This window comes from Pseudoxanthomonas spadix BD-a59, assembly GCF_000233915.3.
GTDB classification, from domain to species: Bacteria; Pseudomonadota; Gammaproteobacteria; order Xanthomonadales; family Xanthomonadaceae; genus Pseudoxanthomonas_A; species Pseudoxanthomonas_A spadix.
Genome location: NC_016147.2, coordinates 3,022,194 through 3,038,375 on the forward strand (window position 1 = coordinate 3,022,194; position 16,182 = coordinate 3,038,375).

General features: G+C 63.6%; 15 protein-coding genes and 1 pseudogene. 6 read left to right on the forward strand and 10 right to left on the reverse strand.

From position 1 onward, the window contains the following. Positions 1–37 precede the first annotated feature (37 nt). The 6 genes from otsB to DSC_RS13645 all read left to right on the forward strand — a co-directional run bounded on the left by otsB (position 38) and on the right by DSC_RS13645 (position 6,650). Complete coding sequence (gene otsB, locus DSC_RS13620) at positions 38–778, forward strand: trehalose-phosphatase (protein WP_014161770.1); 741 nt, start codon at positions 38–40, stop codon at positions 776–778. A gap of 208 nt (positions 779–986) precedes the next feature. Then, positions 987–2,768, forward strand: a complete 1,782-nt coding sequence (locus DSC_RS13625) for a glycoside hydrolase family 15 protein (RefSeq protein ID WP_014161771.1) — start codon at positions 987–989, stop codon at positions 2,766–2,768. Further along, entirely contained in the window at positions 2,765–4,132 is a 1,368-nt protein-coding gene (gene otsA, locus DSC_RS13630; RefSeq protein WP_014161772.1) for an alpha,alpha-trehalose-phosphate synthase (UDP-forming), read from the forward strand. Before DSC_RS13625 ends, otsA begins: the two co-directional genes overlap by 4 nt. Before the next feature lie 368 nt (positions 4,133–4,500). Continuing rightward, on the forward strand, positions 4,501–5,193 hold the full coding sequence (locus DSC_RS13635; protein WP_014161773.1) for an OmpW/AlkL family protein: 693 nt from the start codon (positions 4,501–4,503) through the stop codon (positions 5,191–5,193). Between the two features lie 175 nt (positions 5,194–5,368). Next, on the forward strand, positions 5,369–5,671 hold the full coding sequence (locus DSC_RS13640) for a hypothetical protein (RefSeq protein WP_014161774.1): 303 nt from the start codon (positions 5,369–5,371) through the stop codon (positions 5,669–5,671). A 496-nt stretch (positions 5,672–6,167) separates the two neighbouring features. Then, the gene (locus tag DSC_RS13645; RefSeq protein ID WP_014161776.1) at positions 6,168–6,650 is read left to right on the forward strand and encodes a YajQ family cyclic di-GMP-binding protein; all 483 of its coding nucleotides are present in this window, start codon (positions 6,168–6,170) and stop codon (positions 6,648–6,650) included. A gap of 22 nt (positions 6,651–6,672) precedes the next feature. On the opposite strand, the gene DSC_RS13650 is transcribed toward DSC_RS13645, so the two are convergent. The 10 genes and pseudogenes from DSC_RS13650 to DSC_RS13675 form a co-directional block, all read right to left on the reverse strand. Further along, positions 6,673–7,836 carry a helix-turn-helix domain-containing protein gene (locus DSC_RS13650; RefSeq protein ID WP_014161777.1) on the reverse strand — a complete coding sequence of 388 codons (1,164 nt, stop codon included), beginning with the start codon at positions 7,834–7,836 and terminating at the stop codon, positions 6,673–6,675. Between the two features lie 731 nt (positions 7,837–8,567). Continuing rightward, positions 8,568–9,617: an NADH:ubiquinone reductase (Na(+)-transporting) subunit F gene (locus DSC_RS13655; RefSeq protein ID WP_083833567.1), complete on the reverse strand. Its 1,050-nt coding sequence runs from the start codon at positions 9,615–9,617 to the stop codon at positions 8,568–8,570. A 149-nt stretch (positions 9,618–9,766) separates the two neighbouring features. After that, positions 9,767–10,861 (reverse strand): xylene monooxygenase subunit XylM, encoded by a 1,095-nt coding sequence (gene xylM / locus DSC_RS13660; RefSeq protein WP_043290721.1) that lies wholly within the window; start codon positions 10,859–10,861, stop codon positions 9,767–9,769. Positions 10,862–11,060: 199 nt separating this feature from the next. Then, the gene (locus DSC_RS17015; RefSeq protein ID WP_193384086.1) at positions 11,061–11,336 is read right to left on the reverse strand and encodes an alcohol dehydrogenase catalytic domain-containing protein; all 276 of its coding nucleotides are present in this window, start codon (positions 11,334–11,336) and stop codon (positions 11,061–11,063) included. A gap of 63 nt (positions 11,337–11,399) precedes the next feature. Then, entirely contained in the window at positions 11,400–11,603 is a 204-nt protein-coding gene (locus DSC_RS16760; protein ID WP_148268144.1) for a nuclear transport factor 2 family protein, read from the reverse strand. Then, positions 11,603–12,340, reverse strand: a complete 738-nt coding sequence (locus DSC_RS17375) for an SRPBCC family protein (RefSeq protein ID WP_337998573.1) — start codon at positions 12,338–12,340, stop codon at positions 11,603–11,605. Before DSC_RS17375 ends, DSC_RS16760 begins: the two co-directional genes overlap by 1 nt. A gap of 19 nt (positions 12,341–12,359) precedes the next feature. After that, positions 12,360–12,710, reverse strand: a pseudogene (locus DSC_RS17380) (Rieske 2Fe-2S domain-containing protein); the annotation flags it as partial. 80 nt (positions 12,711–12,790) lie between these two features. Beyond that, positions 12,791–13,009, reverse strand: a complete 219-nt coding sequence (locus DSC_RS17600; RefSeq protein WP_202944890.1) for a Rieske 2Fe-2S domain-containing protein — start codon at positions 13,007–13,009, stop codon at positions 12,791–12,793. 258 nt (positions 13,010–13,267) lie between these two features. Continuing rightward, positions 13,268–14,392 (reverse strand): NAD(P)-dependent alcohol dehydrogenase, encoded by a 1,125-nt coding sequence (locus DSC_RS13670; protein ID WP_014161782.1) that lies wholly within the window; start codon positions 14,390–14,392, stop codon positions 13,268–13,270. A gap of 17 nt (positions 14,393–14,409) precedes the next feature. Continuing rightward, on the reverse strand, positions 14,410–15,888 hold the full coding sequence (locus DSC_RS13675) for a benzaldehyde dehydrogenase (RefSeq protein ID WP_425476625.1): 1,479 nt from the start codon (positions 15,886–15,888) through the stop codon (positions 14,410–14,412). Between the last annotated feature and the right edge of the window lie 294 nt (positions 15,889–16,182).

A 16,182-nucleotide genomic window follows, 5' to 3' on the forward strand; every position in this document is an offset into this window, starting at 1 on the left:
CCGGCCACCGAATGTTTGCCTGTCGAAGACCGCGGCCATGACCGTCAGCCCCCCGAACCGATTTCCGCCGCCACCGGCGTTGCCCGAGCGCTGCGCGCTGTTCCTGGATGTGGACGGCACCCTGCTGGAATTCCAGGACGATCCCGGCACCGTGGCGCTCCCCAGCGGCGGGCTGGACACGCTCGCAAGGCTGGCCGATCGGCTGGGCGGCGCCCTGGCCGTGGTCAGCGGCCGGCCACTGGCGACGCTGGACCAGGTCTTCACTCCGCTCCTGTTGCCCGCCGCCGGCATGCACGGCCAGCAGTTGCGCGGCGCACCGGAGGCTCCACGGGAGGTCCCTGACGCGCTGGCCGAGCTGCATCGCCAAGCCACCGTGCTGGCCCACCGCTATCCGGGCGTGCGGGTGGAGGACAAGGGTGGTGCCGTCGCCCTGCACTGGCGCGCCGCACCGCAGGCTGCCGATGCGTTGCAGGCACTGGCCGCGCGCTTTGCCCCGCGGCTGGATGGCTACCGCATCCAGCCCGGCGACCAGGTGCTGGAACTGGTCCCGGCCGACGTGGACAAGGGTCGCGCGGTGCGCAGGCTGATGGAACACCCGCCATTTGCCGGGCGCACCCCGGTATTCGTCGGCGACGACCTCACCGACGAATACGGCTTCGAGGCGGCCAATGCGCTCGGCGGCTGGAGCGTGCTGGTCGGCCGGCGCCCCAACAGCCATGCGATGTATGCCCTGCCCGACGTCACCGCGGTGCACGCCTGGCTGCAGTCGAACCTTTAGTGTTCGGGACCCGGGTCCTGGAAAAGCGGAGACGCGGAGGGTTCAAACTGTGAACCCTGCTGTTGCTGTTGATATTGATGTTGCACCTGCTCTTGCTCCTCCCGGGTCCCGAGTCCCGAGTCCCGGGTCCCCGGTCCCCGGTCCCGAGTCCCCGGTCCCGCCACTCTCCCCTTCCCCCCGCCCCCGCCGCGACAACCCTGGAGCACGCATGAGCCACCCGAATCTGGACATGGGCGTCATTGGCAACGGCAGTTTCGGTGCCCTCATCGACAAGCAGGCGCGCGTGGTCTGGAGCTGCATGCCGGCCTTCGATGGCGACCCGGCCTTCTGCAGCCTGCTCTCGCCCAGGGACCAGGCAGGTGGCGACTTCGCGGTGGAGCTGGAAGACTTTCAATCCAGCGAGCAGCACTACATCACCAACACCGCGATCCTGCGCACCGTGCTGCGCGACACGCATGGCAATGCGCTGGAGATCATCGACTTCGCCCCGCGCTGGCGCGAGAACCAGCGCTTCTACCGGCCGGTCAGCATCATTCGCCAGGTGCGCCCGCTCACCGGCAACCCGCGTATCCGCGTGCGCGCCCGACCGCTGGCCGACTGGGGCGCGCGCAAGCCCGATTCGACCTGGGGCAGCAACCATATTCGCTGGGTCCTGCCCGAGTTCACCCTGCGCCTGACCACCGACGTGCCGGTGCGCCTGGTCCGCGAGGAAACCTCGTTCGTCCTGAACCATCAGCTACACCTGGTGCTGGGCGTGGACGAATCACTGCGCCGCTCGCTGGCCGGTTACGTGCGCGAGGCCGAGGAAAACACCCGCCTGTACTGGACCGAGTGGGTGCGCTACCTGTCGGTCCCGCTGGACTGGCAGGACGCGGTGATCCGCAGCGCGATCACGCTCAAGCTGTGCCAGTACGAGGACTCCGGCGGGATCATCGCGGCGATGACCACCTCGATCCCGGAAGCGGCCAACACTCCGCGCAACTGGGACTACCGCTACTGCTGGCTGCGCGATGCGGCCTTCGTGGTGCGCGCGCTCAACCGGCTGGGCGCCACCCGCACCATGGAGCAGTTCCTGGCCTACATCTTCAACATCGCCACCCATGACGGCTCGCTGCAGCCGATGTACGGCATCAACTTTGCCGTGGAGCTGCACGAGGATGAGATCCCCAGCCTGGCCGGCTACCGCGGCATGGGCCCGGTGCGGCGCGGCAACCTGGCCTGGATCCAGAAGCAGCACGACGTGTACGGCAGCGTGGTGCTGGCCTCGACCCAGTTGTTCTTCGACCAGCGGCTGGTCGATCCCGGCGATGTGCACACCTTCGAGCGGCTGGAACCCCTGGGCGAGCGCGCCTTCGCCCTCTACGACGTGCCCGACGCGGGCCTGTGGGAATTCCGCGGCCGCGCCGAAGTCCATACCTACACCGCGGCGATGTGCTGGGCCGCCTGCGACCGCCTGGCCAAGATCGCCGCGCGCCTTGACCTGGGCGAACGCGCCGCGCGCTGGCGCGAGCGTGCCGACGCCATCCGCAGCCACACGGTCGCACGCGCCTGGCGCCAGGAGCTGGGTTACTTCAGCGCCTCATTCCAGAGCGACTACCTGGATGCCTCGTTGCTGCTGCTGGCCGACATCGGCTTGGTCGCCGCCGACGATCCCAAGTTCATCGCCACCGTCGAGGCCATCGGCAACACGTTGAAGAAGGGCGATGCGCTGTTCCGCTACGTGGCGCCCGATGACTTTGGCGAGCCGGAAACCAGCTTCACCATCTGCACCTTCTGGTACATCGATGCGCTGGCCGCCATCGGCCGCACCGAGGAGGCGCGCGGCATGTTCGAACGCATCCTGGCGCGCCGCAATCACCTGGGTCTGCTCTCGGAGGACCTGGCCTTCGACGATGGCGAGGCCTGGGGCAACTTCCCGCAGACCTACTCGCACGTGGGCCTGATCATCGCCGCCATGCGCCTGTCGCGCTCCTGGCAGGAGGCCTCATGAGCCGCCTGGTGGTCGTCTCCAACCGGGTCGCCCTGCCCGGCCAGCCGCAGACCGGCGGTCTGGCCACCGGCCTGCGCGCGGCATTGAAGGAACGCGGCGGGCTGTGGTTCGGCTGGAGCGGCAAGGTCACCCGCCAGGACAGCGGCACCCTGCACGAGCAGGTCGACGGCCAGATCACCTTCGTCACCATGGACCTCAACCGCGCCGACCACGATGCCTACTACACCGGCTTCGCCAACCGCGCGCTGTGGCCACTGCTGCATTTCCGTCTTGATCTGGTGGACTACGACCGCAGCAAGCGCGAGGGCTACCACCGGGTCAATGCCCTGTTTGCCGACAAGCTGGCGCCGCTGCTGAAGGACAGCGATACGGTCTGGATCCATGACTACCACCTGATCCCGCTGGGCGCACGACTGCGCGAACGCGGGATCGGCTGCAGGATCGGTTTCTTCCTGCACACCCCGATGCCCTCGGCCGACCTGCTGGCCGCGCTGCCGGACCATCAGCGATTCTTCAGCACGATGTATGCCTACGACCTGATCGGCTTCCACACCCGACGCGATGTGGAGCGCTTCCAGGCCTATGTGCGCCTGTATGGCGGCGGCAAGGTGCTCGGTGGCGACCTGGTCGAGGCACCGGGCGGACGCCGCGTGCAGACCGGCGATTTCCCGATCAGCATCGATACCGGCTTCATCGCCCAGCAAGCCAGGGCCGCGATCAACAAGCCGGCCGTGCGCGAGCTGCGCCAGAGCCTGCGCGGGCGGCAGCTGGCCATCGGCGTGGACCGGCTGGATTATTCAAAGGGCCTGCCCGAGCGCTTTGCCGGCTTCGAGCGTTATCTCAAGCGGTACAAGGAGCAGCGCGGCAGCCTGACCCTCCTGCAGATCGCGCCGGTCTCGCGCGGCGAGGTGGCCGAATACCAGATGTTGCGCAGCCAGCTGGAGCAGATCGCCGGCCACGTCAACGGCACCTACGCCGAAGCCGACTGGACCCCGATCCGCTACGTCAACCAGAACTACACCCACGCCACGCTCACCGGCTTCTTCCGCGCCGCCAGCATCGGCCTGGTCACGCCCCTGCGCGACGGCATGAACCTGGTCGCCAAGGAATACATCGCCGCCCAGGATCCGGAAGACCCGGGCGTGCTGGTGCTCTCGCTGCTGGCCGGTGCGGCCAGCGAATTGACCCAGGCCCTGATCGTCAACCCGCACGACCTGGATGGGGTGGCCGACGCCATCGCCACCGCCGCGGCGATGCCCAGGCCGCAGCGCATCGAGCGCTGGCGGGCGATGTTCGAGCACCTGCAAAAACACGACATCGCCAAGTGGCGACAGAACTACCTCAAGGCGCTGGAAGCGGTGTGACCGCAGGCTTGCTGCAACTGTCCCGCCAGGATTTTCCCGCCCGCCCGCCGCGCCACATGCGCCGGCTTCCATCGCCTGACAACCGATGCATCATGTGCGCGAATGACAACGCCGACATGGCGCAAAGATGAATTCGCCACGGCCACAACCCGACCGCGTCAGCGTGAAGAAATCCGCCAGGATTTAACGTTTCCCTACGTCGCCATTGGCGATGCGCCGGGCACCGCCTGCAACAAGATGAAGCGCGGCTGTGGATCAGCCTGAATGCTGACCGGGGCGCGGGCAAGTGTTCATCTTCCGCTTCCTATGGTGTGCGCCGTCCCGCCATCGAGGCGGGCCGCAACTCACAAGAACGAAGAGGTACACCCATGAAGATTCGCCTGTTTGGCCTGGCCCTGGTGCCGCTGCTCGCCGCTCCCCCCGTGTTTGCACAGGACGCCGTCGCCGCGGCGACCGACAACGATGGCAGCCCGCGCGGGGTAGCCACCAACAGCACCACCGGCGGCGACGCCGATGCCGCCTACAAGCGCTGGGCCGTGGTTGGCAGTGCCACGGTGCTGCAGCCGTCCTCGCGCCCGTTGGATGGCTCGAGCCTGGACGTGGACGGCGACACCGCCCCGACCATCAGCGCCAGCTGGTACGCCACGCCCAACATCGCGGTGGAGCTGTGGGGCGCGGCCGACAAGTTCAAGCACGACGTCAGCGACAACGCCGGCAAGGTCGGCCGTGTCGACCAGCTGCCGCTGGCGATCAGCGGTCAGTATCACTTCGGCACGCCGGACCAGGTGTTCCGTCCGTTCGTGGGCTTGGGCTATTACCAGTCCAATTTCAGTAACGAAACGCTGGGCAGTGTGCCGGGCGCACACGTCGGGGTGGAGGACGCCAAGGGCGCCATCGGCACCGTGGGCCTGGACATGAACATCAACCCGACCTGGTTCGCCCGTGTCGATGCGCGCTACCTGGATGGGTCGCCGGAGCTGACCGTCAACGGCAGCGGCACCGGCGAGGAGTTGGACCTGAGTCCGTGGACCGTGGGCGTGGGCATCGGCGCCCGCTTCTAAACGAAGCGCCCGCGGCGCGGCCATGCATCGGTGGCCATGCCTGATCGAAGCGACGGACCTTGCCGGTCCGTCGCTTTTTTCATGCATGCAGCAAGCGCCGCAACCCGTTGTGCTCACCGCACCTTCGCACCGGCGTGGTCAGCATCGTGGCCCAACACTTCATCGGGAGTACCGCATGCCCACCGTCCGCCTGCGCGTCACCGGCACCGACGACGCCACCCTGGCATTGACCCACGCGCTGGAAGCCATCGAAGGCATCGAGCACGTCGAGGAGATCGAGGACCTGATGCCGCACATGGACGACGACGATTCCAGTTCGGCCGGCCTCAGCGATGATGCTGCGCCGGGCTTTTCGGTAATCGAGGTCGAGGCGCCCAACGAGGAAGGCGTGCGCCGCGTGCACGAGGTGGTCGAGCGCATCGCCCGCGCCACTGACAGCGCGATCGAGATCCTCAACGACCAAGACGACCAGATCTGATCGCTCAAGGCCTGCGCGGCAGCCGCCAGCGCAAGCCCCAGGCCGTGGCCAGGCCATGGCCCAGCAGCAGGCCGTCCCAGCAGCACGGCCAGCGTGCCGGTGCACAGACCCGCAACCAGGCCGCAGAGCGCATGCGCCAGGGCGTCGGGCCACCAGTGCCCGGTCAGCGCCATGCTGGCCACCAACACCCCGGCCGACCCCAGCATCACCCAGGACCCAGGCGTTGAGCCGCACCAGCCGGCGACGAGCCCTGCCCTGGCGCGAGCGCAGGGACAGCCACAGCGGCAGCAGCAGCACCCAGGCCACCAGCACCAGCATGAGGACCCCAACACGATCAGCAGCGGCATGGCGTGGAGCTCCCCGCGCGAGCAAGGGCCCGCATCGGATCATGGCGGCACCTGTGCGCGGTGACGATGGCCCGCTCGCCGCCACGACTGGCGCCTTGCAGCGGCTGCGCTACCCTTGCACTTCTTTTTTCCAGTTTCCGGTGCACGCCATGCCGTCCTTCGACGTCGTTTCCGAGGTCAACCGCCACGAACTCACCAATGCGGTGGACCAGGCCAACCGCGAGCTGTCCACCCGCTTCGACTTCAAGGGCGTGGACGCCAGGTTCGTGCTGGAAGAGGACACCATCAATCAGTCCGCGCCCAGCGATTTCCAGCTCAAGCAGATGGAGGACATCCTGCGTGCGCGCCTGATCGCCCGCGGCATCGATGCGCGCTGCCTGGAATTTGGCGAGGTCGAAACCAACCTGGCCGGCGCCCGCCAGAAGATCACGGTCAAGCAGGGCATCGAACAGAAGCTGGCCAAGCAGATCGCCGCCACGATCAAGCAGGCCAAGCTCAAGGTCGACACCCAGATCAACGGCGACAAGCTGCGGGTCAACGGCAAGAAGCGCGACGACCTGCAGGACGCCATCGCGCTGTTGAAGAAGCAGCAGTTCGAACAGCCGCTGCAGTTCGACAACTTCCGCGACTGAAAGCCGCGGGAGGCTGGCGGAGTCAGCCGGGCAGCAGGCCTGCGTCACGCGCCCGGCGCAGCTTGGCGTAGAGCGTGGTGCGCGAGATGCCCAGCTGGCGTGCGGTGGCGGCGATGTTGCCGTCGCGCTCGCCCAGCGCCTGGACGATGGCCCGCAGCGTGTGTTCCTGCAGATCGCCGTCGCCGGGCGCCGGTCCGACCGCGCGCGCTGGCGCGGGCACACCCGGATGCGCCTGCAGGCGCGCAGCCGCGGCCACGCCGCGCAGCGGCGCGCGCAGGTGCTGCACCCACAGGTGACTGCCGTCGGCGCGAGCCAGCCGCTGCGCGTGATGCGCCGGCTGCAGCAGGCGACGCTGCTGCGCGGGCAAGGCGTCCTCGAAGAGCTGCTCCAGCGTCCAGGTGGACACCGCGCCCTGCACAGGCAGGCCCAGCATGCGTCGCGCCACCCGGCTGGCGGCCCGCAGGCCGCCGTCCTCGTCGACCGCCAGCATCCCGGCCAGCGGCGTGGCCAGCCAGCGTGGATCGTGCTGGACTGCCAGCAGATGGCAATGGCGCAGCGTGGCAAACAGCCGATGTTCGGCCGACAGCGCGGCCTGGCGGAAGTGCTCCTGCAGCAGCCCGGCATCGCGCTGCCCGCGCCCGGTGATGTCGAGCGCGCCGATGACCTGGCCTTCGGTGCCCCACAACGGCACCGACAGGCAGAAGATCTGCGCGAATGCACGCAGGTAGTGCTGGTTGCCCTGCACGGTTGCCTCGCAACCATCGCTGAGCACACAGCTGGGCGCAGTGGTGCCGATGTCGCGTTCGGCCATGCGCCGACCAGTGACGATCGGTCGCAGGACCGCGTCATCGCAGGACGGGCTGTGCCGGGCGTGCACGATCACACCCTGGGGATTGGCGCAGAAGATGGTCCACGCCGGGCCACCAAAGGCGCTCCACAGCTGCTCGATTTCCTCATGCACGGATTGGTAAAGACGACGGTCGTCCGGCTGCTCACGCACGTTGTGCGGGCGCTGCGCGATGTCGTATTGCGGCGCCTGCCAGGGCTGCACGCCGGCCCGGCGCGAACGCTCCCAGGAGCGCGCCAGGCCATCGGGAAGCAGGGCCTCCGGCAGCGGTTCGCCCTGCGCAAACCGGGTACGGGCCACATCGAGCTGCTGTTGCTGCATCACCGGGAACATCGACATCGACACCGGCCCTCCGCCGTTTCACCGACTGCGAAGGATACGCCGCAACTCCACCTGGAGGAACCAATGACGGACCGCCGCCCGGAGCGCGACGAATCGGCTGCAGCCAAATCAGTTAAGTATCATTTCCTACCTCGCAGCATATCTTGCACCGCACCATGAAGCCGATGCACTTCCCGTCCCTGCCGACGCCGGCCCCGCACCTACGGGGCCTGTCGCTGCTGGATGGTGATCGCAGCATCCACCGTTGAGTTCGCCAGCGGAGCTGTCATCCACCCACATCCGCATGATGGGTCGGCATCGAGCTTCGGGCGCGGGGCAGCTCAACGGCGCGGCTTGCGCACCGCCTCATCCGCCCTGCTACAACACGATGCCGAGCATCTTCATCGTGCTCCATTGGCGGGCCCTCGGTTCAGTGACCTGAGCGCGAGCAAGTGCGCTTCTGCTAAATTGCACAGGCCGTCGCTGCGACGGTCCCTCAGGGTGATTCCTGCCCGAATATATTCGCTGCACGGGCAAGCGAACTGATCCTTCCGCATGGCAATCTGGTCGGGCTGAACTCTGAACGCTTCACCCAATCGGCCAGCATCTGCTCGCACCTGATCACGACCAGGGCCACTTTCGACTTCAGGCCAGCAAGTCTTGGGCGAGCGCCGACCAATGCGCTCGTGGGAGACTTGAACGAGCACGTCTGCCGCGCTGACTGAAATCCAGCTCTCAGCTTCGGAAGCTCATCCTGGGATTCGATTGAAAAATCTATCGGCATATATGCATTCGCGCGCCACGCCAAGTCGGAGAAGCACCAACTCCGCCGCATCCACCATCGGGGGCGGTCCGCAAAGGTATCCCTCACACGACTGCCCCCGCAGGAACTCCTCGAAATATTCAGTCACCATGCCTCGCTTTCCCTGCCACGCAGACGCAACCGGCTCTTCAGATAAAACAGGAATAATCTCAAAACGTCCGCCCCAGATCTTCTGCAGCGCCCTTATCTCATCAAGGCAATAGAGATCACGCTCTTGACGAGCCCCGAAAAACAGCAGCACGTCGCGCCTACGCTGAGCCTGGCTCATTCCCTGCAAAACGCACTTGATTGGCGCCAGGCCCGTTCCGCCCGCCACGCAAACCATCACCGCATCGCTTTCATGTAGCCCAAACTGTCCATAAGGCCCCCGCAATGTCACCGTGGTGCCGATTCGATCAGCACCGAACAACCAACCACTGAAGACGCCGCCCGGAACGAGACGAACATGGAAACTCAGGGAACCTCCAGCCTGGAAAGGCGAGGAAAATGAATAACTCCTTACAACAGACAACTCCCGGCATTCAATATCCGCATACTGCCCCGGCTTGAAAAAGATCTCGTTCTCCGGCACGAGGGTTAACTCGATTACGTCGTGCGCAAGCTTTCTCTGTCCGCTAATCACCGCACTCGTTTCTTTGGGCGCGATTGCCCCGCCCAGCTGTGTATCCAGCTCAATTTCCAGATCCCCCTTGGGAATGGATTGGCAACCCAAGCGATATCCGGATTGATACAAGTCACCACTCAGTCCCATGGCAGAGGATGCAAGCTCGCCTATCTTTCCGGAGACCAATTTATACCTGCACGTACCACAGGTACCCACTTTGCAATCGTGTGGAAACCCTATTCCTTCACGCAGGGCGCTTTCGAGGATCGTTTGACCTCGCGGCACGGTGAATTCAATATGCTGGCCCCTCACCAAAACCTTCGATGCCGGAGCAGGGGAAAAGAGCCCAGTGATTTTCTTATACAAATTCATTAGAAAGACCCGTAATTAAGCTCGTACTCGGTCGCTTGCCTAAAAAACTATTTATGTACTCCCGCGTGAGCACTTGCAGGAGGAGTTAGCGCACCGTTCGCTAACTCACTCCCCGGTCGCCCACATTCACGAGCTTCGGCCCACTTCAATCAGCGAGCGCCCTGTTCAACCCAAACGGGCCACCCGGTCTTTTTATTGGCTGCCATTGCGAGCTCGCGCTCACCTGGCGACGCATATCGTTGGTCCCAGTCCTTCAATTTTGGCTTTGCAATCAGATTGAACCACAGAGGCGGAACCAGCCCAAGAAGGAAACACACGAACAGCGAAGGCATCTGCGGGGCTTCCCTTTCCGGACGCAATTCGTAGAACCTGGTATAGCCGTCAATGTGATGATTGATATGGTTCGTGATCTCGCAACCCAGCGGGCGCACGATCGGCCCCATATGGTTCCAGGCATGGTGGAGGCGGATAGGCTGGCCGATTTCGCGCACCAGACCATAGTGCTGGAAGTAATTGAAACCCTCGACAATCGTTTTCGCAATGATCATCGCAGCAATGGTCACCAACCCGGCTGCCGCTCCTCCAAAGAAAGCCACTGTACCGGGCAAGGCGATCAGAAGCACCACATACTGGTAAACGCGGTTAGACAAATTCCATGGCGACTTGCCTTTTCTCCGCAAGGTTTCAGCCTCGATCTTGACCGCATCCTTGACAGAACCAATCGTCGCGGTCACCGCGAAACTATAAATTGTCTGGCCGCGGTACGGCGTATCACTATCTAGCGGGGTATCGAGTTCGAGGTGATGCGTCGTAACATGAGCAATGTCACGGTTTGGGTCACCATAAAACGTCGCCAACAGCTGAGCAATTCTCCGCGGCAACCAATGCCTCCGATGCATCAGTTCATGCGAAACCGGAAGAGTGGGCACACCACTCAACCAGGCCAAGGAAAGAATGCACCCTATGACTTGGCTTGGTTCACTAAGGTCGATCCTCCCGTCCCTGACCCCAAAAACAAGCAGTCCATACAGGCCGATCATCAATGGCAGCTGCAAATACTGCGTGAGATCCGCAAAAAACGGGTTGGCCCTTCTGACTGCGTAATCCTTGGGCAGAAGGACATCAAAAACCAATAGTGCTGGGAAGGTCGCAGCGCCGAGCCAGACCCACCCGCCACCGGCGTAAAAACCGAACATCCCACACGCAGTAACCAGGGGAATCAGATAATAACGAAGTGTATCCACGCGTCTCTCCCTATTCTACCTATTCAGATGATTAAACCAGTCAACTTTCAACCAGGCTAATCCATTGAGGCTGATGCAATTCATCAGTACGAATGCCTGCGAGTCAGCCAACGCTCATGGAACTAAAATTTGTTGAAGGAGCGGAGAGGTTAGCATCTCCCCCCCCCAATCATTGCCCTCGCTTTCCTCACGTTCATGATCAGGCACATGCGCCATTGGGCTCAAACAGGATTTTTAACGACTTTCCATTCAACGCCATTTCAAACGCATCCTGTGCATCGGAAAGGGCCACGCGATGCGAAACAAGCGAAGACTTCGCAAAGTCGCCCCACGTGTAGATCAGCAGGTCAGTACCGCAGATTCCAGCTGCCTCGACCTTCACCAATACGTCGCTGCCGCGGGCCTCCTTTGGCGCAGGCACATCGTCTACAGACAGACTCCCATGCCCGGCGGTAATTTTTCTTGTCGCCAACATCGCGCCACCCGCCCAAAGGTCAAATGTTATAGATATCAAGCACAGTGGGAATCAAATCATTCATCACAATGACTTTCTTGGCCCCGATACGGAACTCGCTTCCATCTTCGATAAGATGGTAATGGTAGGTTCCGTAAAACGTCGTGGTTTCTCCACCCCCTCATCAAACAGCGACAGCCACTTATCCCAGTCCCGGTCATCCAGATAACGTATCTCTGCAGAAATAAAATCCTGCACGCGCATCCGCGCTTCCAACGCAACAGCCATTACTGCTCTCCTTCAAGCCCCATGAGTTCCAGCCACCTGGCGTGCTGCGCCAGGAAGATCCCTTCATCTTCGATTTTTGCACCACTACTCGCCGGACTGATGCCCAATTCTTTTGCGAGATCGTCGGGGCCCAAGATTTCATGACTCATGCCTCTGGACATGTCGCTCCAGCGAACCACATCATGCGCCCGCGAACCCTTCTGGACCTCGGAAAACTCCGTCAGGTCATCGGGAGTTGCCATGCCACTGGCATTGAAGAAATCCTCATACTGCCTGATCCGATGCGCCCGAGCCGCTGGCGCCTCCCCCTTGGGGGCAAAACAGTAGATCGTCACTTCCGTCTTATCCACCGCCAAGGGACGAAATACCCTGATCTGACTGCTGGTCTGGTCCATGAAAAACACGTTGGGATAAATGAGCAGATTTCTCAACCTGCCGACAGCCCACTCCGCCTTTGCCTCGCCCATGCGCGACTTGAGCTCGTCCTTCACAGGAAACAGAGGCCTATCCTGAGGATTTGTCCAGTCCGACCAGATAAGGGTATGACCGTTCTTCAAGTCATAATAACCACCCCGGGCATTCGGGAGGTCTCCCACATTCATGGCCTTCGTCTTCTGACCCTTGGTGGTGGAACTCGCCCGGTTTTTTAGGGTCTGAACATAGTTTGCATGAGTGGCCGCAACGTGATAAGAGGGCCTTCTTTTCGAAGCCATCGGGGTAGCCGGCGTCTTGCTCATTCATCGGGGCGATCAAGGAACCGTTATCGTCAAATGCCCAGCCGTGAAACGGGCAGACAAAATTTGCACGCGTTCCCTTGGAAACGCGGCACAGCGTTGCGCCTCTGTGCGTACATACATTTACGAACGCATTGATTTCGCCGGCCTTGTTGCGGTTGATAATGACCGGCACGCGGCCGACCCACCGGGTAACGAACGAGCGAGGCTTGGCGATCTCGCTCTCGTGGGCGCCATAGACCCAGACCTTTTCCCAAATCCTGGGAAACTCAAGCTCGAAAAGCTCGGGGCTCGTGAATATCTCACGACTGACCCGTCGTGGCCCGGATTCAGCTTGATCCAGGAAAGGGATCGTCTTTTCCAACATGTTCATTTGTCTACTCCATTATCAATGAGTTGAAGCGCGTTCAAGTGCAAAACCCCCGCCACCTGCAACACAAAAACCGCACAAAATCAACTTAAATCAATCCAGACCGAATTATTTATAATCCTGGTCCTGTAGGTTTTGATCGGCACCACACAAGGATATTTGCATGCGGCGCCACTTCTGACGTCAAATGTCCCGCCATGGAACGGACAACTCACCTCTCCATTCGAAAATAACTCTCCGTCCGATAGAGATGCATCACCATGCGTGCACGTATCATCGATGACAAAGAACTCGTCGCTCAATCAGAGCACCGCCAATGGAGGAACCTCACTCAACTCGAGCTTCGCGCCGAAATCGTCCTCCAGCTGGCTGCACGCGATCAGTTTCACAAAGTCTTGTTGTTGCATGTGCCCCTAGATCTCGATTTATTCAGTCGAATATTTGGAGGATGGCGCGGCTACATAGGATTTCGCGGGGTTTTCAGCGTCCGTTACACGCGTCGACCGAAAGGATTGCAGATTCGAATTCGCACCAGGTCACCTCGAAAGTGCATGCCCGCGTCACTGCGGCATACGCAGCACCGCCTTGAGGGTAAGGCCCTTGGTGCTGTCTTCTGCGGCCTGGTTGATCTGGTCCAGCGGATAGAACTTGACCAGCTTGTCGAATGGAAACCGGCCCTGCTGGTACAGCTGCACCAGCTGCGGGATGAACACCTGCGGCACGCTGTCGCCTTCGACAATGCCGCGGATGCTGCGTCCGCCCAGCAACAGGTTGTTGACGTCGAACTCGGCCTTGGTCCCCAGCTTGGGCGCGCCGACCACCCCGATGCTGCCCAGCGAGCCCAGCGCCTCGATGCCCTGCGCCAGCACTTCCGGGCGGCCGGTGGATTCAAGCGCGAAATCCGCACCGCCGCAGATGGCGCGCACGGTTTCCACGATGTCCTGCTCGCCGCTGTTGATCACGTGGGTGGCGCCCAGCTCGGTGGCCAGCTCCAGGCGCGAGGCCACCACGTCCACCGCGATGATCGTGGTCGCGCCGGCCACGCGCGCGGCCAGCACCGCGCTCAGACCCACCGCGCCGGCACCGAGGCTGACGAAACTGCTGCCCGGGCCGACTTTCAGCGAATTGATCACCGCGCCGGCACCGGTCTGGATCCCGCAGCCCAGCGGCCCGAGCAGTTCCAGCGGCGCATCGGCCGGGACCTTGACCGCGTTGTTCTCGCGGCTCAGGGCATAGCTGGCAAACGAGGACTGGGCGAAGAAATGATCGTGCAGCGGCGCGCCGGCCGGATCGGTGATGGCGGTGTTGCCCTGTAGGTCGCTGCCGCCGAAGTTCAGGCCGAAGAAATCCTTGCAGTACGCGCCATGGCCGCTGTCGCAATGATGGCAATGACCGCAGGCGCCATAGGTGAGCACGACATGGTCACCGACCTTGAGATCCTTGACGTTGGGGCCAAGTGCCTCGACCACGCCGGCGCCTTCGTGGCCCAGCACCGCCGGCAGCGGCACCGGGTAGTACTGGTCGCGCACGATCAGGTCGGTGTGGCACAGGCCGGTGGCGACCACGCGCACCAGCACCTCATCACCCTGCGGCGCGCGCAGCCGGGCCTGTTCGATGGTGAACGGCGCGCCCTGCGAGCGGACGACGGCGGCGGTAATCTCGCGGATGTTCACTTCTGCGTTCATGGGTATGGTCCTTCGGATCAGAGCGGATAGGCGGGCGCATCGCCCTTGACGGTCAGCCACTGCCACTGGGTGAACTCCTCCCAGTTGGCCGCCCCCCCGATGCTGGTGCCGTTGCCCGAGGCACCGACGCCGCCAAACGGATTGATGACCTCGTCGTTGATGGTCTGGTCGTTGATGTGCAGCAGCCCGGTGCGCAACTGTTCGCCGAGCTTGAGCGCGCGCCCCACGTTCGATGACAGCACCGCCATCGACAGGCCGTACTCGGTGTCGTTGGCCAGGGCGATGGCTTCCTCATCGGTGTCGAACGGCACCACCACTGCCACCGGCCCGAAGATCTCATCGTTGAAGGCCGGGTTGTCACGGGTCACGCCGCTGAGCACGGTGGCCTGGAAGAACAGGCCTTCGTACCCGCCTCCGGTCTCGACCTTGGCACCGGCGGCGGTGGCATCGGCCACGGCCTTGGCGGTGTGGTCGCGCTGGGCGGTGTTGATCATCGGCCCCAGGTGTACCTGGCCCTTGGACGGATCACCCACCACCATCGAGCTGGCCTTGGCGTTGAGCTTTTCCAGGAAGGCATCGTAGATGCCGCGCTGGACCAGCACCCGGCCGGCGGCCATGCAGATCTGGCCCTGGTGCAGGTAGACGCCCCATGCGGTGTTGGCAATGGCCAGGTCCAGGTCGGCGTCGTCCAGCACGATCAGCGAGTTCTTGCCGCCCAGTTCCAGCGAGACCTTCTTCAGATGCTTGCCTGCCGCTTCGCCGACCTTGCGGCCGGCGGCGGTCGAACCGGTGAACTGGATCATGGCGATGTTGGGGTCGGCGGTCAGCGCCGCGCCGGCCGCGCCATCGCCCGGCAGCACGTGCAGCAGGCCCGCGGGCAGGCCGGCCAGTTCGAACAGGCGCGCAATCACGAAGCCACCGCACACGGCCGTGCGCGGATCGGGCTTGAGCACCACCGCGTTGCCCAGGGCCAGCGCCGGGGCGACCGCGCGCATGGCCAGGTACAGCGGGAAGTTGAATGGCGAGATCACCCCGACCACGCCCAGCGGGCGGCGTCGGGCCAGGCTCAGGCGGCCCGGCACCGAGGGCAGCACTTCGCCGACCGCGCGCGAGGGCAGCGCGGCGGCTTCATGCAGCCCCTTGGCGTTGATGGAAGCCTCGAAGCCGGCCTTGGGCTGGGTCGAGCCGCTTTCGCGCACGATCCATTCCATGATCTGCGGGGTGTACTGCTCGGCCAGCTGGGCAGCCTTGCGCAGCACCTGGGCACGCTCCTCGTAGGGCGCCGCTGCCCAGGCCTGCTGTGCGGCCCGCGCGGCCGCAGCACTGCGCCCGATCTGCGCGGCGTCGGCCATGCCGATGCTGCCCAGGGTGTCGCCGCTGGCCGGTTCGATCACCGGCTGGGTGGCGCCGGTGGCGCTCCACTGGCCGGTGAACACCTTGCCGGCCCACAGGCTGGCAGGCAGGAAATCGTCTTTTGACATGGAAAGTACCTCGATGGAAAACCGTCGCCGCAGCCTGCGCGTGCCCGCATGCGCAGGCCATCCACCTTTGGCTCAATCCCGCAACCCCTTGTCGCTGCGAGGCGCTGGCCGTCACATTGTCCAGAATCTGGACAATGTGACGGTTGCCCGGCGCGTGGCCAGAACGTGTACCCGACCGTGGTCTGCGGGCGAGGGGGTCGCCCTGGGCATCGTGGGCCAGCTCGCGCGCCCGGCCCAGCTCAGCTCGGCGCCCCTCCAGGCGCGGCAACGGCCAAGCCCAAGGTGCCTCCGTAGTGCAGCAGGCCCACC